Source organism: Paraburkholderia sp. WS6 (assembly GCF_030464835.1).
Taxonomy (GTDB): Bacteria; Pseudomonadota; Gammaproteobacteria; order Burkholderiales; family Burkholderiaceae; genus Paraburkholderia; species Paraburkholderia madseniana.
This window is the reverse complement of sequence record NZ_JALQCK010000039.1, coordinates 1-20436: the sequence shown is the minus strand read 5'-3', so window position 1 is coordinate 20436 and position 20436 is coordinate 1. Positions and strand designations below refer to the sequence as shown.

The 20436-nt window shown below is 60.2% G+C and carries 17 protein-coding genes and 4 pseudogenes; 5 read left to right on the top strand and 16 right to left on the bottom strand.

Annotated features, from left to right (window positions below; all coding sequences use genetic code 11):
* Positions 1-217 precede the first annotated feature (217 nt).
* Together M0D64_RS33855 and M0D64_RS33850 are read right to left on the bottom strand one after the other, a co-directional pair.
* Positions 218-1913 (bottom strand): annotated as a pseudogene (locus M0D64_RS33855) (ATP-dependent DNA helicase RecQ).
* Positions 1914-1964: 51 nt separating this feature from the next.
* Positions 1965-2501 (bottom strand): hemerythrin domain-containing protein, encoded by a 537-nt coding sequence (locus M0D64_RS33850; protein WP_266261010.1) that lies wholly within the window; start codon positions 2499-2501, stop codon positions 1965-1967.
* Positions 2502-2821: 320 nt separating this feature from the next.
* Here M0D64_RS33850 and M0D64_RS33845 point away from each other — a divergent pair, with 320 nt between their 5' ends.
* Positions 2822-3757 carry a hypothetical protein gene (locus tag M0D64_RS33845; protein ID WP_233465451.1) on the top strand — a complete coding sequence of 312 codons (936 nt, stop codon included), beginning with the start codon at positions 2822-2824 and terminating at the stop codon, positions 3755-3757.
* 235 nt (positions 3758-3992) lie between these two features.
* Here the strand turns inward: M0D64_RS33845 and M0D64_RS33840 are convergent, their stop codons facing one another.
* The 3 genes and pseudogenes from M0D64_RS33840 to M0D64_RS33830 form a co-directional block, all read right to left on the bottom strand.
* Complete coding sequence (locus M0D64_RS33840; protein ID WP_266261009.1) at positions 3993-4271, bottom strand: hypothetical protein; 279 nt, start codon at positions 4269-4271, stop codon at positions 3993-3995.
* Between the two features lie 511 nt (positions 4272-4782).
* Positions 4783-5301, bottom strand: a complete 519-nt coding sequence (locus M0D64_RS33835) for a phasin family protein (protein WP_266261008.1) — start codon at positions 5299-5301, stop codon at positions 4783-4785.
* Positions 5302-5453: 152 nt separating this feature from the next.
* A pseudogene (locus M0D64_RS33830) lies at positions 5454-5870 on the bottom strand (manganese catalase family protein); the annotation flags it as partial.
* 680 nt (positions 5871-6550) lie between these two features.
* Between M0D64_RS33830 and M0D64_RS33825 the strand changes: the two are divergent.
* Complete coding sequence (locus M0D64_RS33825; protein WP_308102529.1) at positions 6551-6979, top strand: response regulator; 429 nt, start codon at positions 6551-6553, stop codon at positions 6977-6979.
* A gap of 416 nt (positions 6980-7395) precedes the next feature.
* Positions 7396-7869, top strand: a complete 474-nt coding sequence (locus tag M0D64_RS33820; protein ID WP_266261007.1) for a PRC-barrel domain-containing protein — start codon at positions 7396-7398, stop codon at positions 7867-7869.
* Between the two features lie 384 nt (positions 7870-8253).
* On the opposite strand, the gene M0D64_RS33815 is transcribed toward M0D64_RS33820, so the two are convergent.
* Complete coding sequence (locus M0D64_RS33815) at positions 8254-8529, bottom strand: GlsB/YeaQ/YmgE family stress response membrane protein (protein WP_097389047.1); 276 nt, start codon at positions 8527-8529, stop codon at positions 8254-8256.
* 29 nt (positions 8530-8558) lie between these two features.
* The gene (locus M0D64_RS33810) at positions 8559-8876 is read right to left on the bottom strand and encodes a YqjD family protein (RefSeq protein ID WP_154567515.1); all 318 of its coding nucleotides are present in this window, start codon (positions 8874-8876) and stop codon (positions 8559-8561) included.
* A 1205-nt stretch (positions 8877-10081) separates the two neighbouring features.
* On the opposite strand from M0D64_RS33810, the gene M0D64_RS33805 reads away from it, so the two are divergent.
* Positions 10082-10813, top strand: a complete 732-nt coding sequence (locus M0D64_RS33805) for an IS6 family transposase (RefSeq protein ID WP_266261006.1) — start codon at positions 10082-10084, stop codon at positions 10811-10813.
* Between the two features lie 372 nt (positions 10814-11185).
* On the opposite strand, the gene M0D64_RS33800 is transcribed toward M0D64_RS33805, so the two are convergent.
* From M0D64_RS33800 to M0D64_RS33780, 5 genes and pseudogenes are all read right to left on the bottom strand, one after another.
* Positions 11186-11626, bottom strand: coding sequence for an SET domain-containing protein (locus M0D64_RS33800; protein WP_266261073.1), 441 nt, complete (start codon positions 11624-11626; stop codon positions 11186-11188).
* A 208-nt stretch (positions 11627-11834) separates the two neighbouring features.
* Positions 11835-12881: a YhcG family protein gene (locus M0D64_RS33795; protein ID WP_266261005.1), complete on the bottom strand. Its 1047-nt coding sequence runs from the start codon at positions 12879-12881 to the stop codon at positions 11835-11837.
* 31 nt (positions 12882-12912) lie between these two features.
* Entirely contained in the window at positions 12913-13929 is a 1017-nt protein-coding gene (locus M0D64_RS33790; protein WP_266261004.1) for a hypothetical protein, read from the bottom strand.
* Between the two features lie 11 nt (positions 13930-13940).
* Positions 13941-14144 (bottom strand): hypothetical protein, encoded by a 204-nt coding sequence (locus tag M0D64_RS33785; RefSeq protein WP_097393937.1) that lies wholly within the window; start codon positions 14142-14144, stop codon positions 13941-13943.
* Positions 14145-14325: 181 nt separating this feature from the next.
* A pseudogene (locus tag M0D64_RS33780) lies at positions 14326-15172 on the bottom strand (DNA-binding protein); the annotation flags it as partial.
* 160 nt (positions 15173-15332) lie between these two features.
* Between M0D64_RS33780 and M0D64_RS33775 the strand changes: the two are divergent.
* Positions 15333-16511, top strand: a complete 1179-nt coding sequence (locus tag M0D64_RS33775) for a tyrosine-type recombinase/integrase (protein WP_266261003.1) — start codon at positions 15333-15335, stop codon at positions 16509-16511.
* An 807-nt stretch (positions 16512-17318) separates the two neighbouring features.
* Here the strand turns inward: M0D64_RS33775 and M0D64_RS33770 are convergent.
* The 4 genes and pseudogenes from M0D64_RS33770 to M0D64_RS33755 form a co-directional block, all read right to left on the bottom strand.
* Positions 17319-17723, bottom strand: a complete 405-nt coding sequence (locus M0D64_RS33770; protein WP_266261002.1) for a GFA family protein — start codon at positions 17721-17723, stop codon at positions 17319-17321.
* Positions 17724-17851: 128 nt separating this feature from the next.
* Positions 17852-18970 (bottom strand): alkene reductase, encoded by a 1119-nt coding sequence (locus M0D64_RS33765; protein WP_266261001.1) that lies wholly within the window; start codon positions 18968-18970, stop codon positions 17852-17854.
* A 187-nt stretch (positions 18971-19157) separates the two neighbouring features.
* Positions 19158-19373 (bottom strand): annotated as a pseudogene (locus M0D64_RS33760) (hypothetical protein); the annotation flags it as partial.
* A 108-nt stretch (positions 19374-19481) separates the two neighbouring features.
* Positions 19482-19754: a DUF1488 family protein gene (locus tag M0D64_RS33755; RefSeq protein ID WP_266261000.1), complete on the bottom strand. Its 273-nt coding sequence runs from the start codon at positions 19752-19754 to the stop codon at positions 19482-19484.
* Positions 19755-20436: the final 682 nt, after the last annotated feature.

Sequence of the window (20436 nt, the reverse complement as noted above, 5' to 3'; positions counted from 1 at the left end):
TCGTTCGGGACGCTCCCGCTGCCCGGCAAGTCTCATCGCTTTCATCGTCTTCGCGATGCCGATGTGCCGTTTAGCCCCTTTGATGTTGTTCGTAGCCACGTAAATTTGCATTCAATGCTCACCGGGTTAAGAGAGAGCGTGCAGGAAAGCGAGTCGATTACAGGAGCACGACGTTGACGCTCGTCTTTGTCCGTACGCCAATCGCCACACACGCGAACTAGATCGCACGGCGGACCGCCTTCAGAAAATTCGACATAAAGGTCCGTGTTCTGCCGTCCGGAAATACGATCGCTACCTGCTCGCCGCTCGCCAACGCGACTTCTCCCGCCCCAAACCTCGGCACGCAGACCACGTCGCCGGGCGACCACGAGTGTGACTTCGGCGATCGGGTCGATGCGTTCGCGTTGAACGCTGTGTCGCCCACGGCGATCGACTGCTCCGCCGGTGCAATCTGCGGAGGACTCATGCAGTTGTCACATACGCCACAGTGCTGCATCGCCGGTGTATCGCCGTAGTACGGGAGGATAGCGCGCCAACGGCACTGGCCAGTCGGTGCGTAATCGATCATGTGTTGCAGCGTTTCCTTATCGTGGTCGCTCATCGCTTCGAATCGTGCGGCGGCTTTCGCCATCGCATCACGCGTGCTACCCTGCCCGCCATCGCGTGCCCGCAGACGATAGCGTCGCTGCCGGTCGACGCCCGCGATACGGCCATTGAGCAGCATGCCGATCGCCACCTCCAGCTTGCCGCCGCCCACCTCCGGCAACGCGTCCTTGAGCTCCGCGACCGTGACACCTTCCGGCGCATCTTTGCAGCGTGCCGCGAGCATGTCGTAGACACGCTGCGCCGGTTCGACGCTCGGATACCTGCCGGCGAGAAAGAACTGCTGAACACGCCGGTCGTTCAGACCGAACAGCAGCACGCAATCGGCGGGTTGCCCGTCGCGGCCCGCTCGGCCAGTTTCCTGATAGTAGGCGTCGACGCTGCCAGGCATCTGGTAGTGGATGACAAAGCGGATGTCGGCTTTGTCGATACCCAAGCCAAACGCGTTGGTCGCGACCATCACCCGGGTCGTGCCCGACATGAATGCCTCCTGCGCGGCGTCGCCAGCTTCTGCGAGCCAGCCGTAAATCTCCTCTGCGTCGCGTATCGTCGCTGTGTAGATGATGCCGGCTCCGGCGTTCGACGCGATCACTCCGCGCAGCTGCTCGCGCTTGGCCTGTGTGGCGCGCGTAACGCCGTCTTGGCCGCCCCCTACGCTGAGCTGCACGACACGATAACGCAGGTTCTCCCGCAACGTACCCGTGCGGACCACGCGCGGATCGCGCATCCGCAACAAACGCGTGATGTCGTCCAGCGCAGGCGGAGTCGCGGTCGCAGTCAGCGCAAGCACCGGCGGTTGGCCGAGCGCCTTGACGGCGCAGGCAATCTCAAGAAACGCCGGCCGGAAGTCGTGGCCCCATTGCGACACGCAATGCGCTTCGTCGACCACTACCAGACCCATGTTATGTCCTGCACCCGCCCGCAATACCTTCATGAATGCGGGGCCGCTCCAGCGTGACGAAGATGATGCCGCTCTTCCCGTCCAGAATGCGCTGCAACGCCTCCCGTTCATCGCGGCTGCGCAACGTGCTGTTGACCAACGTACACTCGATGTCCGCCGCCAGCAGTTTGTCCGCCTGATCCTTCATCAAGGCCATGAGTGGCGACACGACGAGCGTCATACCGTCGAGATGTAATGCCGGTAATTCATAACAGAGGGATTTGCCGGCGCCGGTCGGCACCGTCGCAAGTGTGTTAGGCCGCTCCAGCACGCTGCGAATGATGTCCTCCTGGCCGGCACGCAATCGGGCGATGCCGAACATGTCACGCATCGTCTTGCGCACGCCGCGAAGCCGCTGCTTCAGCGTCATGAACTTTTTATCTCCGGTTGGCGTGCGCGATCTGCTATTGCGCTGCAGGACTCAAAGCATCTCAGTCTTGTCGCCTACCGATCCGCTGCCCACTGCATCGAGCTTGCTTTGCAACTCCGCCTTGCGTTTTGCCAGCTTTTCGCCGAGCGCGCGGAGATTGCATTTCGACTTGCGCAGTTCCGGGAAGAGCTCCTCCTCTTCTTCCTCGACATGATGGCCCACCATCTCACTCATCACCTTGAAGGTCGCGTCGAAGCCCTTGTCGCAAGGTTTCAGCGTTTCAAACTTCGCGATCAGCGTCTTGACGAGGAAGTGCTCGATATACGCTTCGTCGACGTCGATCTTGTCGCTGTCGGCCAACGCCTCCTGTGCGGCCGGATAAAGCAGCTCCTCTTCGAGTATCGCGTGGATGGATAGCTCTTCGCAGGCGCGCTGCACAAGCGCCGACCTCGCGTCAAGGTCGTCGTCGCCGACCCTCCCGAACGCCTCGAACAGTTTTTCAACTGAACGATGCTCCGCTTCAAGAAAGGCCAGTGCATCGTGCGAGCCGGATCCGGTCTCGGTCTTGTCCTGTTTCGTCGCTTCCATACTGATCTCCTCGGTCATGCGGTTGGTTGCTACGGGTGAATGCTGCGGAAGAACGCTATGTCGAGCAAACCCCATGCCTACCACCTGACGGGCCAGTACGCAGAGTCGGGAAACGGAACGTGGAAATACGGACGAGACGACACCCTGATCTGGCGTCAGTCACGTCCACACCAAAACGCGCATCACAGACGGCTGCCGGGCACAAGCGGCACAAAAAATGCGACATACGCAGGCGATTTGCTCCCGCACGGCGTCGCAGTGATGCCGAACGGGTCGGCATATCGACAATGGCGGTATCAACAAGTTCATGGAGGCTGTCAATGAACAACACAAGAGATCCAGCAGACTATACGCTGGCCACGAATGATCCTGCGCTGCTAGTCCGTCAACACGAGGCCGCGCTCTCATGGGGAGCCGTGTTCGCCGGCGGCGTCGGTGCGGCCGCGTTCGCGCTCATCCTGCTGACGTTAGGCACCGGCCTCGGCCTAACGTCGATTTCCCCGTGGTCATCGGGCGCCTCGAATGCGAAAGCGTTCGGTGTCGCCGCTGTAGTATGGGTATGCGTCACCTCGATTCTCACGTCAGGATTAGGTGGCTATCTGGCGGGACGGTTACGCAGCCGCTGGCTGGCCGTCGACGCCGATGAAGTCCACTTCCGGGACACGGCGCATGGTTTCCTGAGCTGGGCCGTGGCGACGCTCGTTACCGCCGCCATACTGACATCGGCCGTGTCGGGCACCGTGCGGGCCGGCGCGCAGACCGCCGCGACAACCGCCGCGGCAGGCGGCTCCATTACGATGGGGACGATGCAACGCGGCAATGCAGAGGCCGCGACGAATACGTGGCCGCTCGGCTACTTTGTCGATTCGCTGTTCCGGATGCCCGCCGGTTCGTCACTCGCGGCCCCCGCGACCGTAGCCGGCGGCAACGAGATGCCGCGTGCGGAAACGGCACGAATCTTCCTTAACAGCGCGGCAATGGGCGATCAACTGTCGCCGGAAGACACTGCCTATTTAGGCCAGCTTGTTGCGCAACATACTGGCCTTACACCAGAAGCTGCAAAAGCTCGTGTGGTGACCACCTACACGCGCCTGCTGCAGAAAATCGCTGCCCTCGATGCTGCCGCTAAGGATGCCGCCGACAAGGCACGCAAAGTCACAATCGGCGCATCGTTGTGGTTATTCATCTCGCTGCTGATGGGCGCATTCTCTGCGAGTCTGATGGCAACTCATGGCGGCCGCGTACGCCAGCTCTGATTGAAACTTCAATTCATTTACCGAAGGAGGTGTTCATGCGCTCAATTCTTCTTTATATGCTCGGGGTACCCATTCCCATCATCATTCTAATCGCGCTGTTCTGGCATTAGGCGCCACCGTGCCGCCGATCGCGGGGCGTATCCTAGCGTTCGGCGACAGTGAACGACGAAAAGGTCGCAGTTGGCGAGCCGCAGTTGAGCGCGTCGCGTTCCTGTTGACACCACGTTACTGTCGATCAACCAGGTCTAGGCCGGGATAGGGTCGGCACCAGCTTCGAGGTGGACGGCACGAACTGAAAGCCATCGACCGATTCATGGCCGAGCAGCTTGAAGACCATGCCTTCGAGCTGGGTTAGCTCAGCAGGCTTGCGGCAGACGGCGTCGAAACCAACCTCCTTCATTTCCTGGATGTAGTCGGCGGTACCGAATGCAGTAAATGCCAGAAGAGGACTCTTTCCGGTCGTCCCGATTCCCCGGAGCGCCGCTGCGACGCCTGATCCGGATAGGCCGGGCATGGCGACATCCAGAACAATGCAATCAGGTGTCCATGCCTTCGCGTCCCTCGGGGCGTCCGACCTGTGGTAGACGGGTTCGCACCCTCATGCCGCCGACTTGCAGGTATGCGCTCAGAGCGCCGGCCGACGGGCACGAATCGTCCACGACAAGCGAGTGGACAGGCGCCCAGTTCTAGAGGCGCCTGTGCTGGCCTGCGGTCGGATCTTCCCGGCATTCCCGGTTTTCGAAGCTCGAGTTCATGGGTTTTCTCTCGCTATTGGCTCGTTGGCATAGGACCGCTACCAACTGTGAGCGCACCAACCGCTCACTCACACCGGCCGTTCCGTCGACTCGTCGCAGGCGAACAAGCTGTGCGCAGCGACATAACTGCTCCGCAGGCCGTACCAGAGCGCATGGCGGCTAGCAATTCTTGCTCGACCGCCGTGCAACTCGACAGCTCGCGCAGTAGCGCGCTCCTAACCTCACGCGTCTACGCCGACGGAATGAAGCGATGCACGCCCGCCGGCCGATTCAATCCTTGTGCAAGTCGCCCCTTGCATCGTCCGAAGAAACCAACTTACCCGAACTGTCCACGATTGCAACCCGCTCGGCGTCGCCAGTCGCCGGTTGCGCCATGACAAGCAGGCTCGACCCGCCGAGCCGCTCCAGAGCGGCGAATCCGACTGATGTGACGTCGAACATCTCCGCGAACGGCTGAAGCGAACCTCCGAAGTGCTCCTCCATTACCCCGAAGAACCCGTCTCGTGTTTGAACCGCAATGTCCTCGACATGCCGCCAGTACGCGAAGGTCTTTTTAACGGAGGCCGGGAATTGCTGCGACTGGAGATCAATTACCTCACTGAGGGATCGGGCAGAAAGTGCCGCGTCGGCCAACGCCTGCTGCTCGGACAATGAGGTTTTCACAGTCTGGACATTCAATTCGACAATTTTCTCAATACCGGCAAAGACCTCCGTAGTGCAGTCGAAGGCTGCTTCGACGACAGCGTCCCGTTGACGCGGGGAAAGCTGGTTCATGGCATCAGGGTACATAAAGGCTCCGTTGTGGTGAGGCGCGCACAGCGCCGTGATACGGCATCTTGGGGCGACCTGTTCGCCCCCGCTCGCACTGCGCCGAGACCGAACAGGTTCCGCCGTCGCCGGTGTAGAAGTGCCGGCGACCTTGATTTCTGCTGCTAACGCTTTTACTTCGATACGGCTGTATCCTTCCCGGCGCCCAGGTCGGCACCGGTGACCGGATTGGTTTCAGTTGCAAAAGCCGTTCGCGATGCCATCGCACTCAACATCTCGACTTCATTTTCAGACACCCGAACATTTGCGAGGCCGTCGCCACCGTCGATTGACGGTTCCGGCATTTCGACGAACTCCCAGCCCGGTCCTTCATTCCACGGACCGCGCGGCGCGTCGTCTCCGTTGGACATGTTGTAGTAGACGTTGGTGAATTCTGGGACGCCCGGCAACTTGCCTTGCGGGAAGTTTGGCTGGATCGAGTGCAACGCCTTCTCGAACGATTTCTGGTGTGCGATCTCGCGGGTCACCAGAAAGCCGAGAGCTTCCTTGAAGCCTGTATCATCGGTCACATTGATCAGCCGTTCGTAGACGCCTCCGACTTCGCATGCATCGTGCCTGGGGAACTGAATTGTTTGAGCGGATCCCTCCCGGTCCCGCTTAAGATCGGTCTACCTATGCGAGGCTTCGACGGCCAGCGGTTCGCATGCATGTGAGTCAAGACTTATCCAATTGCGTTGCGGACAGCACGAGTTACCCACAAAATCTGTTCACAAATCTGTGCATAACTCGTCCGAAGGTGTCCACCCGATAGACCAGCGTCACTGTCGGCATACCGGCTCAAGCCGGCGCCCGCGTAACTGCTAAGCCGCGGACGTTGTGGTATCGACCGGAAAGGCCGGCCCTTTGAATTCCTAGAGAAACTTTTCGTAGCCTGCTTGCACGCCGAGCGCGTCTGACCTTTGTCAGATAATTCCGTGTGCAAGCAGACAGATTCGCGGCAGATATCGGAGGAGCGAGCGACGCGCTGTATCGGACAGAAACGAAAGCAGTGCGGTGACGTTCACGTCGCCAGCAGGCAGATTGAGACGGAAAAACGCTGGACACCGTTATCGGGCTTTGGCCTTGCGCTAGCTTGACGCAGGGCAACGCGCGATGAAGCGACACAACTCTGGAAAGTTGACAGGCATATTCGTTGCGGAAATCAGGTTGCCTCCGGACTACTTACATGTCTACTATCCTGCTCGTCGACGATGAAGTGGATTCGCTCTGACTGCTTCAGATTATCCTGGAGGGACGCGGTTACCGCATACTCCTCGCGGAAGGCGGGGAGGCAGCGCGGTACCTTCCCGATTTGATAGTCACGGACTGGAACATGCCAGGTATGGACGGAATTGCCTTGTGCGAACGGCTGAAGTTTTATCCCGCACTTGCCCAGATTCCCGTGGTCACGGCATCCGGTCGCGTCCCGCCAAAAGAAAAATCCACGCTGTGGAATGTTTTTCTTTCCAAGCCCGTCGACGTGGATGCCCTGGAATCCGCCATTGACTCGCTGTTGGCGAAGCGTTTGTCCAGTCCTCAACCCCGCGTGAATGTGCCCGCGCCGGCAGTTTCCCGGTGGCAACCAATATCCTCAAAACTTTGGGCGCAGTTAGCAGTATTCGCAGCTGTGACTGGCGGTGGAGTTCAGGAAAAACTTTAGTCGTCACCAAACCTCTCCGTTCTTTCCCCGCTCGGACAGGAATGGGAACAATGCAACGTTCTTCAGGCCTTGCCGCCGTTAACTCAGCATCCGAGTCTCCGTAAGCGAAAGTTGTCGCAATCGGTGCTATGCCTCGGCGATATTCGAGCGGAATGAGCGCATCCCGCTTACTGCCCGATATCCAGAACGGGGACTGCTTGTAAAAACTCCTGCCCTAAAGCTTGTCGCCAATTTTAATAACCGGACCGTCCGACCTTTGCGGCCGCCGCAGTGCGAGGGACAAGCCAGTCCTTCGAGCCCGTGCCTTGAGGGACGGGCTCGGGTTATCTTGAAAGCAAGGGAAGCAGGCCTGCGGCCGACGGCTCGGGAACACCGCTTGCGCACCACTGGAGTACCTTTTTCGAAGGAGGTGAATCATGGGCTCAATCAATCCGCAAGGTGGCACCCGACGCGGAGCTGACATCGTCGGCGGTGGTGTGGGTGAAGGACCGGGGCCGGACATCATGGCCGCAGCAACGCTCGATGGGGACAAGGTCATGTCCTCTGATGGCGAACACGTGGGGAAAATCTCAGACATCATGCTCGACGTCAGGAACGGACACATCGCCTATGCAGTACTTTCTGAGGGAGGTTTCCTCGGAATGGGTTCTAACCTGCATGCCATTCCATGGAGCGCACTGACTCTCGATACGAACGAGAAGTGCTTCGTCGTCGACATCACGGCACAGCGCCTCAAGGACGACCCAGGCTTTGACAAGGACCACTGGCCGACGATGGCAGATGCGAAGTGGGGAGAGTTGACGTATAGCTACTACAACCGGGAGCCGTACTGGTCAGCGACCCATGAAGTGGTGGAAAGCGATCCCAGCATCAGGCCCAGCGAGCACTGAAAAACACAACGGGTAAGCCGCGCCACGCGAACGGCTAGTCTGTTGCTCTAGTCCCTACGTCACTGCGACGCACTGCGGTGGCGTAGGCGAGTGGCTCCAGCGACCAGACGCGCGCGAATAGCCGGTGAGCTCGCCACCCGGTACATTACTTCGGTCGGAAATCCTTTCGTCGAGCGTAGTCTCAGTCGATGGTTACCAACAGTTCTCCATTCCGTCGCGAATTCGATGCTTGCTGACCATCCCACGCAGGAAAGAAGCAAAGCCGTGGCGGATTGAGGTCAGCGTACGCTGACTGCGCAGCCGGGCGCGGAGCCAGAAGGTGAGGACCGGAGATAAGGCATTCTCGAAATTGAAACGTAACGCGCCTCGGCTGAATTGAATGCTTTAAAGTGGCCGCGCCCGACCTCGGCTGAAAAGTCGCAGGACAGCGAGCAGGATAACCGCGCCAAGCAGCGCCGTAACAAGCGAGCCGACTATGCCGCTTCCCAGGTGCAGACCCAGCGCCCCGCCAAGCCAACCTCCTATGAAGGCTCCGACAATTCCCACGATGATGTCGACCACAATGCCGAAGCCGCCGCCGTCGACGATACGACCCGCCAAGGCGCCAGCGATGCCTCCGATAATCAGCCAGAAAATAATTCCATGCGAAACCGGGTCCATATTTCTTCTCCTATAGAGCTAAATCCGCGTTAGCGGCGAGCGAGCATTCCGATGATAAGTCCGCCGATGAGTGCCATGGTGACCGCTTTCCACGGAGCCTCATGAACGTAATCGTCGGTCGATTCAGAGACGACACGGTACTTCTTCTTGACCACCTCCTGTGCACCAGCAATCTTGTCCTTCACGTCGGACAGCGTGCGGGCGCCGGTTGCTCGGTCTCCGTCGTCGCCGCTGGACTTCGCTGTAGAGCCGTTGCCCTGTTGAGATGACCCGGCGGAACTGGGTGGGTCGGACGCGACGGGCGAGGACCCGGCTGCCGGGGCGGTGGGTTGATGCGACTCGGTCATTTGAACCTCCATATTTTCGTTTGAATGGTCCAAGGGTTGAGCAAGTGGCGTGCCCCACAGAGAACTTGCACGCGAGTAGAGGTCGTCATCAGTGGCGCTCGCGGCGACTCGGCCTCGCGACGTTTCCGGGCGCATGCTTCGGACGACGGTCGAGATGCGCGCTATTCCCGCAGAAGGACTGCTATCAGCCCTGCTTGCCACAAGCCTCAGTGCACATGGTTCCAGCGACCAGGAGCACGTGAAGGACGAGAAAGTTGGAATCGAACAGCCTCGCTCCATCCCAGCAGAGAAAAATCGTGGATGAAAAGTTGAAACATGGGGATGGGACAGCGGCTGCGATACACCCGATACACCTTTGTGATTTGCAAGCGAGCCGCGAGGAGCCGCGACCAAGGACGTCGGAGTCGACGCTCAGAACGAAATCATTCTCGAAAACAGCGTGGAATGACCTAATGTTATAGATCGGCGCACCTATCCCCGGACAGCATCCGCACCCAGGTACGAACTGCATCGCCGAAAGCAGTCTTTACAATCGAGCCGTTTCCTCCGCCGACGCGGCCGTTTCTGAAATGGCCGTTGCTGTCAGGAACTAATACCAACTCGCGAAGGAGGTATCAACGCATAGGCTACAGGCAATCACTAGCGCGATAGATTCGTGAACACGCCAGAAGACGTTTCGCTACTAGTCAGTTTGACTCCCGTGAGGCAAAGGCTGGCCTGCCGTGAGGAATTACCGCGGGTCAGCATTGCTGCCAGAGCCGCATGGTGTCGACACCGGGAGTCATATCAGCTCATCACTATGGAGGCGCATATGGCGCAATACCTTGCTCACGAACAAGATCATCGACCTTTAGGATAACTGAGTCAAATTGCGACGCAAAAAGCGCACGACGGCGCGGACTATCTGGCTGCTTGCGACAAGCCGGTTGAGACAGCGCGAAAAAACGGCGTGGACCAAGGATGTTATCGATCGGATCGAGCGGCTGCCGGACCACAACTCTGATAGTTCCGCAGCAGTCTCGAAAGAAGTCTCACGGATCCAATGACCCATTGCACTTTGACCGGCCCGATGTGCCAATCCAATATGGATGTTCACCATGACCACAATTGACGAACCACGTGCAGGCGCAGGCATTGTCGAGAAGGGGCGTGAAACCGCGGAAGGGCTTTGTCACGTTGCCGAGGTGGTCGCGTAAAATCGGGAGATGAAAAAGACGAAATCTCTCTATCACGGCCATCGCTTCCCGGCGGTGGTGATCAGTTGTGCCGTTCGCTGGTATTTCCGGTTTCAGTTGAGCTTGCGCGACATTGAAGAGCTGCTCTTCGAGCGCGGCGTCGTGGTGAGTTACGAAACCGTTCGCCGCTGGTGCGATAAATTTGGCACGGGGTTCGCGTATCGCGCCAAGGCTGTGCGACGCAAACCGGGCAGTACCTGGCATCTCGATGAGTTGTTCGTGAGGCTGCGCGGTGAACCTTATGTGCTGTGGCGAGCCGTCGACGAGCACGGCGCCGAACTCGATATCCTGCTGCAGAAGCGGCGCGACACGGCCGCAGCCGAACGATTCTTCAGGCGCGTGCTTCGTTCGTGCCCGGTGCCGCGCAGGATCGTCACCGACCAGTTGCGCAGTTATCCGGCCGCGAAGTCCAGGATCCCCGAGCTGGCAAACGCCAGACACGTGTTCGTTAAGGCTGCAGCCCGCGTGAACAATCGGGCCGAGAATAGCCATCAACCTACGCGTGAACGTGAGCGGCGCTTGCGCGGGTTTCGCGACCCAAAGCGCACCCAGGTGTTTCTCTCGAGCTTCGGACCGATCCGGCAGCACTTCGCGCTCAAGCGACATTTGCTGCGCGCTTCTCTCTACCGCAAACAGCTCGCTCAGCGTTTTGACGCATGGCATCGTTTCACCGAACTCACCCAGAATCCGTCAGCCGTCTGAGCTGATACGCGTCCTCTGTAGATTTGCGCCGTCGATCAGCCAACGTGACAATGCCTTCGCAATCCGTCTACGCTGAACATGCAGGGCGTCGCATTGGCTCGCCCTTGTGCGCCCTTCTTCTGCTCATGTCGGCGCTAGCGTGCATATCGCGCTGTCATCGCTCATCGTCGAGGCCAAGCGACAGCTGCTGTTCTATCGCGAGCCGACCGCATGAGCCGCGGGTCATTCGCCCCGTCAACGCTGGCCGCAGCACATCCCGATGGAAGACCACATCCGCACTCATTCGAACCAGACTGTCGTCGTTTGCCGGTTGAACCGGCTTTGCGTTCGAGCGCATCTAGTTGCCGCAGGTCAAGGTGTCGGATAGCGCACTCATCCGGCAGCCGCCAGCATCGACTGGCGACAGGTTGTCGCGCCGCACCGGCAGACATACTGCTGGCGAACCCGCTCATCGAGCGGATCGTCAACCGTCAGCTGGTACTCGATAAAGAGTTCGTCACCCACTTCGATGTCCCTGACGGCTTCGATGAACACCCTCCCCGCATCCTCAACCGCCTCACAGTTGGCTGCGCATGCGTGGTTAAGCCACCGCGCACTGTTGCCGCCGCGACTGCCGTCAATAACGTATCCGTTGGAAAGTCCGAAGAAAAAAGTATGGCCGTCAACACCGTGACGCTGATGACGACGCACCGCCTCTCGCCAGGTCGTGACTTCACCCTTGTATCCGAGAAGGCGCTCGCCGCCTTCGATTCGCCGTGGCGCGAACACGCCTTTTCCGTGGACCGGCGAACGCCGGACGATGACCCGTCGCATATTCTTCCAGCTAGCCATGCATCTGCAAAATATAATCGTGGACCTTCCTGGCCAACTCGACCAGCACGACGAACTCCCCGATGAACCGCCAGCGGGCTCATCGAGTTCGAAATTCCGAACCACTGCTTCGGAATTGACCGGATGGGCCTCGTCGGTCGGTTCCCGAATCAGCGATTCGGAAATTGCGGCGGGCGGCCAGGTCTGGTGCTTATTGTTCATCCTTCATCAGCAAGCGTTGCCGAGCTGTCGCAATCGACTGATGCAGCTTGGCTTTCAGGGCTTCCCGAGAAGGGAGGACGGTGAGATATTCGGCAACGTGGATCCCGCTCTTGTCGAGTTCCAGCAGTTCAATCTGCTCCTGCTTCTTGCCCGCACACAGGATAATTCCCAGCGGCGGAGCCTCGTCTGGTTCCTGTTCGTGCTTTGCCAGCCAGCGCAGGTAGAGCTCCATCTGACTCTTGTATTCGTGCCGGAAAGTCCCGAGTTTCAGGTCTATCGCCACAAGCCGCTTGAGTTTCCTGTTGTAAAACAGCAGATCGATGTAGAAATCTTCATGGTCAATCTGTAAGCGCTTCTGCCGGGCGACGAAGGTGAAACCAGCCCCCAGTTCGAGCAGGAACTGCTCGATTTCACGCAATATGGCGTCCTCAAGATCCTTTTCCAGGTAGTGGTCGTTCAGCCCCAGAAAGTCGAGAACGTACGGATCCTTCAGGAGCAGGTCGGGAGACACCTTCTGTTCCTGTCGTAATTGAGCCAGATCGTGACGCACCGTTTCCTCGGGCTTCTTCGATATTGCGCTGCGCTCGAAGAGCATGGAGTTGATTCTCTCCTGCAACTGACGGGACGACCATCCCTCAAGCCGGCAAAGTTCAACGTAAAAATCGCGTTTCAGGGGATCGTCGATGTAGATCAGCGTCTTGATGTGCGTCCAGGACAATTCTCTCCGCACCGCGGAGACACTCACCTCGTCCGGAAAAGTCTCCGCGGTGCGGAGACAATGTCGCAGCTGCTTCTCGCTCCAACCCCGACCGTAGTCGGCCGTCAACCGGCGCGCCAGCGAGGCAATGACCTGCTGGCCATACCCGGCACGCTCGCCGCCAAGAACCTCGGCCTGGATCCGGCGACCTACCTGCCAGTAAAGAAGTGTCAACTCGGCATTGATCGTTGCGGCCGCGCGGCGCCTGGCCGCGTCGATCAGTCGCCGGATATCGGCGAGCAAGGGCGCATCCAGGTCGTGAAGCGCGGGAGTCGTCATATTGTGCAGATCCTTCTACAAGAAGCGCGCATTATCCCCCTCGCAGCGCCTGGTGGTCGCAGATCACATGAGATGCGTCTGTCCTGCTACCGCACGAATCTGGACAACGCACATAGGCAAAATGCGTGACGCTCGAATACCCACTTTCAGACGGCCCACGGCTGCCGTCAGTCAGATCGCGCGTTCTCATATACGCCGCATACAACCCGGCATGCAGATCGCGCAGTGCCTGGCGACGCTCCACCAACTCGTGCTGGTTACCCTGACGCTCAAGGCTCAGGATCTGCAGCAGCAGCCGCGTCGCCCGCTCCGGCGCCGTCTGGCGCGACGGCTGCGCTTCACGCAGCAGCGGTGCCAGTCCTGGCTTTTCGATCAGCACCCACGCGGGGAACCACGCGAGGTCCGCTGTCTGGCCTACACCCTCGAAATTCGCGTCGAACTTTCTGCGCAACGTGTCGATTGACGCGTCGGCGAGCCGGTGCAACAGACCGGCCAGGCGGCCAGGTGACAGCCAGGCGAGTTCGGTGAGCAACGGCAACGCAGACTCCAGGCCATCCGCGCGATGTCGCACCTCTGCCATCCACGTCAGCGGCGCCGGGATCCGGCGCCACGACTCGATCCGCTCGACGGCCCGTCTTGCCTCACCCCAGTCGCCCGCGCGCAGCCATAGCGGCGCCGCGTGAAGGTCACTGACCTCAGCGCGAAACGGCAGGGCCGCGGCCTGCTGCGCGAGCGTCCGCCAGCATGACGCCATCCACGCCCGTCCGGGTGCGTCGCCCAGTAACCGCCGCGCCGCTGGTTCAACCTCATCATTGAGGCGACCACAGGCGGCCGCCAGCGCCGGATGATCGGCGAACGGCGTGGCGACATCGCTGTCGAGCACATCGATCAATGTCGCCAGCCCGGCCAGGGTGTCGTCCTCGGGGAATTCGCCTGCCAGTCTCTGCCATGCCTGCCGGGCAGAGACTGCATCGCGCCGGTGGAGGGCATCCAGCACATCGTTGCGGAGCATGACGTCGCGGCTGTCGGCGAAGATGTCGAGCTGCATGATGGTCAGCGTCAGAAGAGTTGATCGTTCAGACCGGCCAGATTAGCCCATTTCACCACGCTGCGGAACGCCCGGCCATTGACGTCGACCGATTCAATCACCGCGCGTTGACCGCTGGCTTCGGCGATCACGCGCACGATGCGATCGCGATACCGCATCAGCGCGCCGATCGGTGGACAGATGGCCTTCTTCCTTTTCCGGGCGGTCGGGTTCATGCGCTTATCCCGGCTTCTTCGCCGATGCCGCCTTGCGGGTCGCACGAGGCTCCTTGCGGGCGGGTACCGTGACAGACCCACCCTTGCGACTTGAGCTGCGCAGGGCGACCGTCCCCGTCATCTGCTGTCGCAGCAACCCGAGCTCACGCGCATAGCCGGCGCTGGCGTCTCGCACGGCCACCAGGCTGCCCTCGAGGACACCAGCCCGGTGCCGCCGCATCGGCAAGTTGCGCCTGCACGGCCTGCAGCTCGCTGCGGTGGCGTGCCTCGCCCTGCTCCGTGCGGCGCGTTGCGGCGTCGAGTTCCTTCTGGAGTCGCGCGCTGGCAACCCGCTCACGCTCGATCTCGAGCAGCGCCCGCTTCTCGGTCGCCCGTAGTCGCTCTTCCGCCAGTCCGGCGTCGGCCCGCAGCTTCTCGATCTCTTCCGAGAAATCCGCCCTCGCCTGCACGAGTGCCAGGTCGCGCGCGGCGTTTTCGTCCTGCAGCCGGATGATTTCCGCTTCGAGTGCACGACGCGTGGCCTCACCTGCGGCCTGCCCCTGCTCGAGTTCCTGGATCCGGACCTGGGCGGCCAGCAGCGCGCTGGTGCGCTGCTCGAGCGCGGTTTCGGTCCGGCCCAGTTCGCCTTCCATCGACGTGACGGCATTCTGCGCGACGACCTTCTCTGTCTCGGCTTCGCCCCGCAGCGCCTCCAGTGCCATCTGCGCCGTTGCGGTCGAACGCGTCCACAGCGTCGCGACCAGTTCGCCGGCGGCGGCCTGCAGGTCGGCCGGAAGATCCGGGTGGTCGATCCGCACGCGGCTCTTCTCGCGCAACTCAACCCAGAACTCGCCGAGCACCTGCGTCGGCGTGCTCATGCTGCCGCGCTTCACCAGCTGATAGAGCCGGTTCGCGGTCGGCGTGATGCCGAAACGGAAGAACAGCAGCGCGCAGACCTCGCGGTACAGCTCGCGGGTCTTCGGGAATGCGGCCTTCAGCCGGTCGATTTCGGCGGCAAGGCGGACTTCATCGGGCTGGACGTCGGACATGGGGGCGGTTTTGACGAGATTTTATAAATAATAAAACGTAAACCGATAAATATCCAACGCGTGGGAGTCTTAATTTTGACATTATGGCGATAATGTTAATATTGTTTGTGTCATTGACTACGGCCAATGCGTGACACCCCTGCCAACTTCAAAACACTCCATGACTGCCCTGCTGCTGCCTCCGCAGCCCATCGAAACCCTAATCATTCCGCCTGAACTGGACGGCAGCGAGGGCAAAAATCGCGCAAGGAGCGGCATCGCCCAGATTGCCGCCCACAATGATCTCGACGCGATCCGTGCGTGGCTCGCCCGCTTCGTCGATACGAAAACGACGTTCGACAACTACCGTAAGGAAGCCGAACGGCTGCTGCTGTGGTCCGTCCTCCAGTTGGGCAAGCCACTATCGTCGTTGACTCACGAAGACCTGCTGGTCTATCAGCACTTCCTCGCCGATCCGCAGCCCGGTGCGCGATGGACGGCCAGTGGTGGACGCAAGCATCCACGGGGAGATCCGCGCTGGCGCCCGTTCTACGGCCCGCTCTCTTCGGCCAGCCAGCGCCAGGCGATGGTGATTCTCAACGTCATGTTCGCGTGGCTGGTGCAGGCGGGGTATCTGGCCGGTAATCCGTTGTCGCTGGCGCGTCAGCGCGCGCGACATGTAAAGCCGCGTATCACGCGCTATCTGTCGCCTGAGCTATGGCTTGAGGTCAAAACCTATATTCAAGGGATGCCCAACGGCACGGATCGCGAGCGCGAACATTATTCGCGCGTGCGCTGGCTGTTCACCCTGCTCTATCTGGGAGGTTTGCGGATCACCGAAGTGGGTGAAAACACAATGGGTGGATTCTTCCGCCGTCGGGACGCAAACGGCGAGAATCTCTGGTGGCTGGAGGTACGGGGCAAAGGTGGCAAGGAGCGGCTGGTGCCGGCCACTTCAGAAATGATGACGGAACTCTCGGCATACCGTCGCGAACGGGGACTACCGGCGTTTCCGTCCCAGGGCGAAGACACACCCCTGGTACTGCCGATCGGGCAGTCGCTCAAACCGCTGACGCGCGCGGCGCTGCACCGCATCGTCAAGCAGGTTTTCAGTGGCGCGGCTGAGGCGCTGCGGGCGCGCGGTGAAGACTATACACAGCGTGCCGATCGGCTCGAACAGGCATCAGCGCACTGGCTGCGGCACAGCGCAGGATCACATATGGCGGACCAGCAGGTTGATTTGCGGCTCGTTCGCGACAATCTCGGGCATGCGTCGCTCACGACCACCAGTCAGTATCTTCACGTGGACGACGATCGTCGTCATCGCGAAACAGATGAAAAGCACCGCATTGACTGGTAGTCCAGACGGCTGAAGTTCTTGAGGTTTGTTCGACGCCTGCCCATGTCCGCGGGCTCGGGGGCGCGCGACGGCGCGTGCGGGCAGGCGTTGAATAAACCTGAAGGGAGGAAACCGCGGAGTGCCCCGATGCAATGGGAGTCTTCGGGGCTATGGCGATTGATGGGCCGGGACGCCCAGCGGTGTTGCGGGATGCGCGGCCAGGCGGGATGCTGAATCAGCGCTGACGCAGTGACGAAGCGGCGCAGTCGCGCAATCGTGATGGCGAAGCGGACGTGCGAGGGCCTGCGCGAAGCGACAGACGCAAACGTCCGCTCGTGGGCCGCGTTGCCGCAGAGCCGACGGTCGGGTTGCACGTCCAGAAACGGTTACGCTCATGTGTGGCCCCGGCGCGTGGGTGGTGCGCGAATCGGTGCGGTGCGCGCAAGAATACCTGCTCGAGCATGCGCTAGAAAAGCGCAGCACGCCGATTGAGGAGCCGCCTCGTGGTGTTTGGTCAATGTGGGCAAACACCAGTTGGTAGGCAAACTCCAGCGTATCAACGCAGCTGCGTGCCAGTCTCTGTCGATCGCTACAGCAAGTGAACGCTCCACGATCGCCGAGCAAGCGCTGTATCTCTTTGCGCCAGCGTTCGTCACGGGCGCCGGCGCGCACCCCGCCGGACAAACTCCAGGGAACGTCGCGCGCAAACTGACGCTTTCGCGCAACAATCGTCCCCAAGTCGCCGTCCCGTGATCGTTGGCGAGGTGCGCACCGGGGAAGCGCTCGTTCAAGGTCACCATTTACGCTTGAACTGGGGAGAAAGGGTAACTAAGCCGGCTGAGCCTCTGCGTGCTGCACCCAATCTGGAACTGATACCCAGTCCTGCTTGCGCTTGAGCCACACCGCATCGGTGGGCCTCAGCCAACTCGTTTCGTCAAGCGTGCCGGGCTTGATCACCACAACCGCCTCGCGACCCTTGATTTGCTGAAAGATGCGCACACCACAGTCGGGGCAGAAGAAGCCTGTGTTCTCATTCCCGCTATCTGCGATGCGGGTGTACTGCTTCAGTTCGCCGGTGAGTTTCAGACTCTCGCCCGAAACGATCATCGACATGCCAAAAGCGCTTCCAGATTGTCGCTGGCACTCCTTGCAGTGACACGTCACAGTTCGCAGCGGCGCCGCCGTGACCCTATAGCGCACCTGGCCGCACTGACAGCCTCCGGTGTATTCCATCGCTTCTCCGATTCAGTTGGAAGAAACACGCTCACTCCGAATCGCCTGAGTCAGCTATCGAAATCCAGAGTCGAGTTGCCTTTGTGTTCGTTGTCCATCGTTGTCTCGTCAGTCACTTCAACCGGCCGCTAAACCGGTAACTCGCCGAGCGTCGGATAGTCCGTGTAGCCGCGCGCGTCTCCCCCATAGAAAGTCGTCCGATCGTATGGAGTCAGAGTTGCGCCCTGTCGGATGCGGCGAGGCAGGTCCGGATTGGAGATGAACATACGACCGAAAGACACCGCGTCGGCCGAGCCCTCCTCGATCGCTGCAGCCGCGGAGGCTCCATCAAAGCCCCCGTTGGCGATCAGAATCCCTGGCCACAGAGGCCGCAGCAAAGCGCTTGCGAACGGCTGACCGGGCCGCGGCACGTCACCGCGCGCAGCAATACCACTCGCACGCGGCTCCACAACGTGGAGGTAATCGACACCAAGCTTCGCCGCGCTCTCGAGCAAGCACGCGTAGACCGGCATCGGATCGTCTTCGCCGCTGTCGTTTGCCACGCCAAACGGAGAGAGTCGAATCCCGACAGGGCGACCGTTCGCTACGCTCGTCACTGCCTCGATCACTTCGATAGCGAGGCGACATCTGTTGATGACGGAGCCGCCGTACTGATCCGTGCGGTGGTTGGTGCGGCTTTGCATGAACTGCTCGAGCAGATATCCATTCCCAGCCGAAACCTCGATACCATCAAAGCCCGCAGCCAGCGCATTCTTTGCGGCTTGCACATAGCTCTGCACCAAGGCGGGAATCTCACCGAGCTCAACCGGGCGCGGTACGGGGTACGGCTCACGTGTCCACGATGCAGTCAACGCCATCCCGCTAGCTGCCACGGGAGAAGGAGCAAGCGGAATCCCACCGTCCGGCTGATGCGACGAATGGGAGATCCGCCCAACGTGCCATAGTTGCGCGAACACGTTGGCGCCCGCGGCGTGCGCGGCACTTACCACCTTTCGCCAGCCGTCAACCTGGTCTGCAGAGTGAATGCCCGGAGTCGCGGGCGAGCCTTGTCCGTCAGCACGAATCTGGGTGGCCTCCGCCACGATCAATCCGCCTTCTGATGACCTTTGCCCGTAGTAGAGCGCATTCAGCTCGGTAGGGACGTTCCCGGGAGTTGACGCCCGCATCCTCGTCAGAGGTGACATCACCACCCGATGGGCCAGCCGAACGGAGCCGATCTGCAACGGCGCGAATAAAGAAGTGTGCATAGCTAGAAGCCCTAATGCGAAGGCTTCTAATGCTAGGCGTCAAGCTGCGGCCGTGCTCGCGGTTTAGGTTGATAAGCGGCATCAGTTTCTCTGATGAGTCGCACCGCATGCTCGCGTTGGCAGCTCCACAGCGGTTGCGTGGCGGAGTACGCCATCCAGCTCATCTTTACGCATGTCTTTCGGGCGTTCATCCGCTGATCGAGCAGCCATCTTTGTCCGCTTTCCGATCGTCATCGGGCACGCGCCCGTATATCGTGAGAAGCTCACGCGCCGCGACGCCCAGCAAACCGACGTCTGTGCCGTCTGCAACGAAGGTAGCTCGGGTGGCAAGATACTCTCGCGCGCAAGCTTTGTCCGGAGCGAGCACCTCGGCCGCTTTACCGTCTCGCCGAACGAAATCAATCATGAACGGTCGCGCTTTTTCTGGCCGTACAACGCCCACTTCGTCCTTCGCGATGTCGGACGTTCATGCAGGGGAAATCGGCAGTTTGCGACGTCGTCTGCGTGAAACCTAGCGTTTGCCGACGAAGTCAGTAACGGTGAGCCAGACGGGCTGATCAGGGCGCGCCCGCCTTTTTCTTTCCGCGACAGCAATTATGCGTTCGCGCCCATCTGCAAACGTTTTGAGCATGCGTACCTCGCAGGCGCCTAACGGCAACCAGAAATGCGCCTCAAGTGCCTCACGTGAAATTGCACATTCAGCAGAGCCAGCCTGCTCGGACAACCGGAAGGCGATTCTGCCTCCGTCTGGCGGCACGCTTGGCACGAAATCAAGGACGTCCATGAAATACCTCCCAAATTCACCCGAGGACTTTTAGGTCGCTGTCCCTCGCTTGCAAATTTACCAGAACACGCGTGGCAGCCAACTGCGATTGCCACCAAAGACTTCGGACTAGGGTGCGCATTTGTGGAAACCAGTCTGCCGCGCTCCATAGACTTGGCGTTGAAGTTTGTGGGCGATGGTTTTTCGCTCGGCAGTTAGCTGCATTGTTATAGACGGGCGCAACACGGCACAATGGAACGCAGTCGCCCGCCAAGCCCGTGCTTTGTTGCACTGATGAGACTCTTCTATACAAAGATGGTGGCCGTCGGCTGGAAGCAATGTGCGAGAGCGAACTGCCGGCAATAGTGCGGTCAGTAACTTTCCGCGTCATTCGGGAAGTTGCTTCTGTCTTCTCAATCTGCCCTCCCTCTCCTTCCTCTCTCCTGCGGGTTGCTGAGCACGGAGAAGGTCAAGTCGATCGGTCTTGGTTGCAAAACGAGATGACTGGTCGTATTATTTTTGTGGTCTAGGGATGCAGGAAAATAATCTGCAAAGAGAGCAGTTTCCCCTCAAAAGCCGGTGCACCTTCCGTAGCCCGCCGGCCGGATCGCCACATGCTGTTGTTGTACAGTCGGCGCGCAGCGCAGTGTAAGCGGCTCGCCTAGGCCGTTCGTCCACGCGCGTGCACGTGAAGCATGATGGT

Excerpts from the sequence above, each read along its gene's own strand:
- M0D64_RS33770 (WP_266261002.1), bottom strand. The coding sequence starts at position 17,723 with ATGGAATACACCGGAGGCTGTCAGTGCGGCCAGGTGCGCTATAGGGTC.
- M0D64_RS33795 (WP_266261005.1), bottom strand. The coding sequence starts at position 12,881 with ATGACGACTCCCGCGCTTCACGACCTGGATGCGCCCTTGCTCGCCGAT.
- M0D64_RS33820 (WP_266261007.1), top strand. The coding sequence starts at position 7,396 with ATGGGCTCAATCAATCCGCAAGGTGGCACCCGACGCGGAGCTGACATC.
- M0D64_RS33815 (WP_097389047.1), bottom strand. The coding sequence starts at position 8,529 with ATGGACCCGGTTTCGCATGGAATTATTTTCTGGCTGATTATCGGAGGC.
- M0D64_RS33810 (WP_154567515.1), bottom strand. The coding sequence starts at position 8,876 with ATGACCGAGTCGCATCAACCCACCGCCCCGGCAGCCGGGTCCTCGCCC.
- M0D64_RS33840 (WP_266261009.1), bottom strand. The coding sequence starts at position 4,271 with ATGCCCGGCCTATCCGGATCAGGCGTCGCAGCGGCGCTCCGGGGAATC.
- M0D64_RS33850 (WP_266261010.1), bottom strand. The coding sequence starts at position 2,501 with ATGGAAGCGACGAAACAGGACAAGACCGAGACCGGATCCGGCTCGCAC.
- M0D64_RS33790 (WP_266261004.1), bottom strand. The coding sequence starts at position 13,929 with ATGCAGCTCGACATCTTCGCCGACAGCCGCGACGTCATGCTCCGCAAC.
- M0D64_RS33775 (WP_266261003.1), top strand. The coding sequence starts at position 15,333 with ATGACTGCCCTGCTGCTGCCTCCGCAGCCCATCGAAACCCTAATCATT.
- M0D64_RS33785 (WP_097393937.1), bottom strand. The coding sequence starts at position 14,144 with ATGAACCCGACCGCCCGGAAAAGGAAGAAGGCCATCTGTCCACCGATC.
- M0D64_RS33755 (WP_266261000.1), bottom strand. The coding sequence starts at position 19,754 with ATGGACGTCCTTGATTTCGTGCCAAGCGTGCCGCCAGACGGAGGCAGA.
- M0D64_RS33765 (WP_266261001.1), bottom strand. The coding sequence starts at position 18,970 with ATGCACACTTCTTTATTCGCGCCGTTGCAGATCGGCTCCGTTCGGCTG.
- M0D64_RS33805 (WP_266261006.1), top strand. The coding sequence starts at position 10,082 with ATGAAAAAGACGAAATCTCTCTATCACGGCCATCGCTTCCCGGCGGTG.
- M0D64_RS33845 (WP_233465451.1), top strand. The coding sequence starts at position 2,822 with ATGAACAACACAAGAGATCCAGCAGACTATACGCTGGCCACGAATGAT.
- M0D64_RS33835 (WP_266261008.1), bottom strand. The coding sequence starts at position 5,301 with ATGTACCCTGATGCCATGAACCAGCTTTCCCCGCGTCAACGGGACGCT.
- M0D64_RS33800 (WP_266261073.1), bottom strand. The coding sequence starts at position 11,626 with ATGCGACGGGTCATCGTCCGGCGTTCGCCGGTCCACGGAAAAGGCGTG.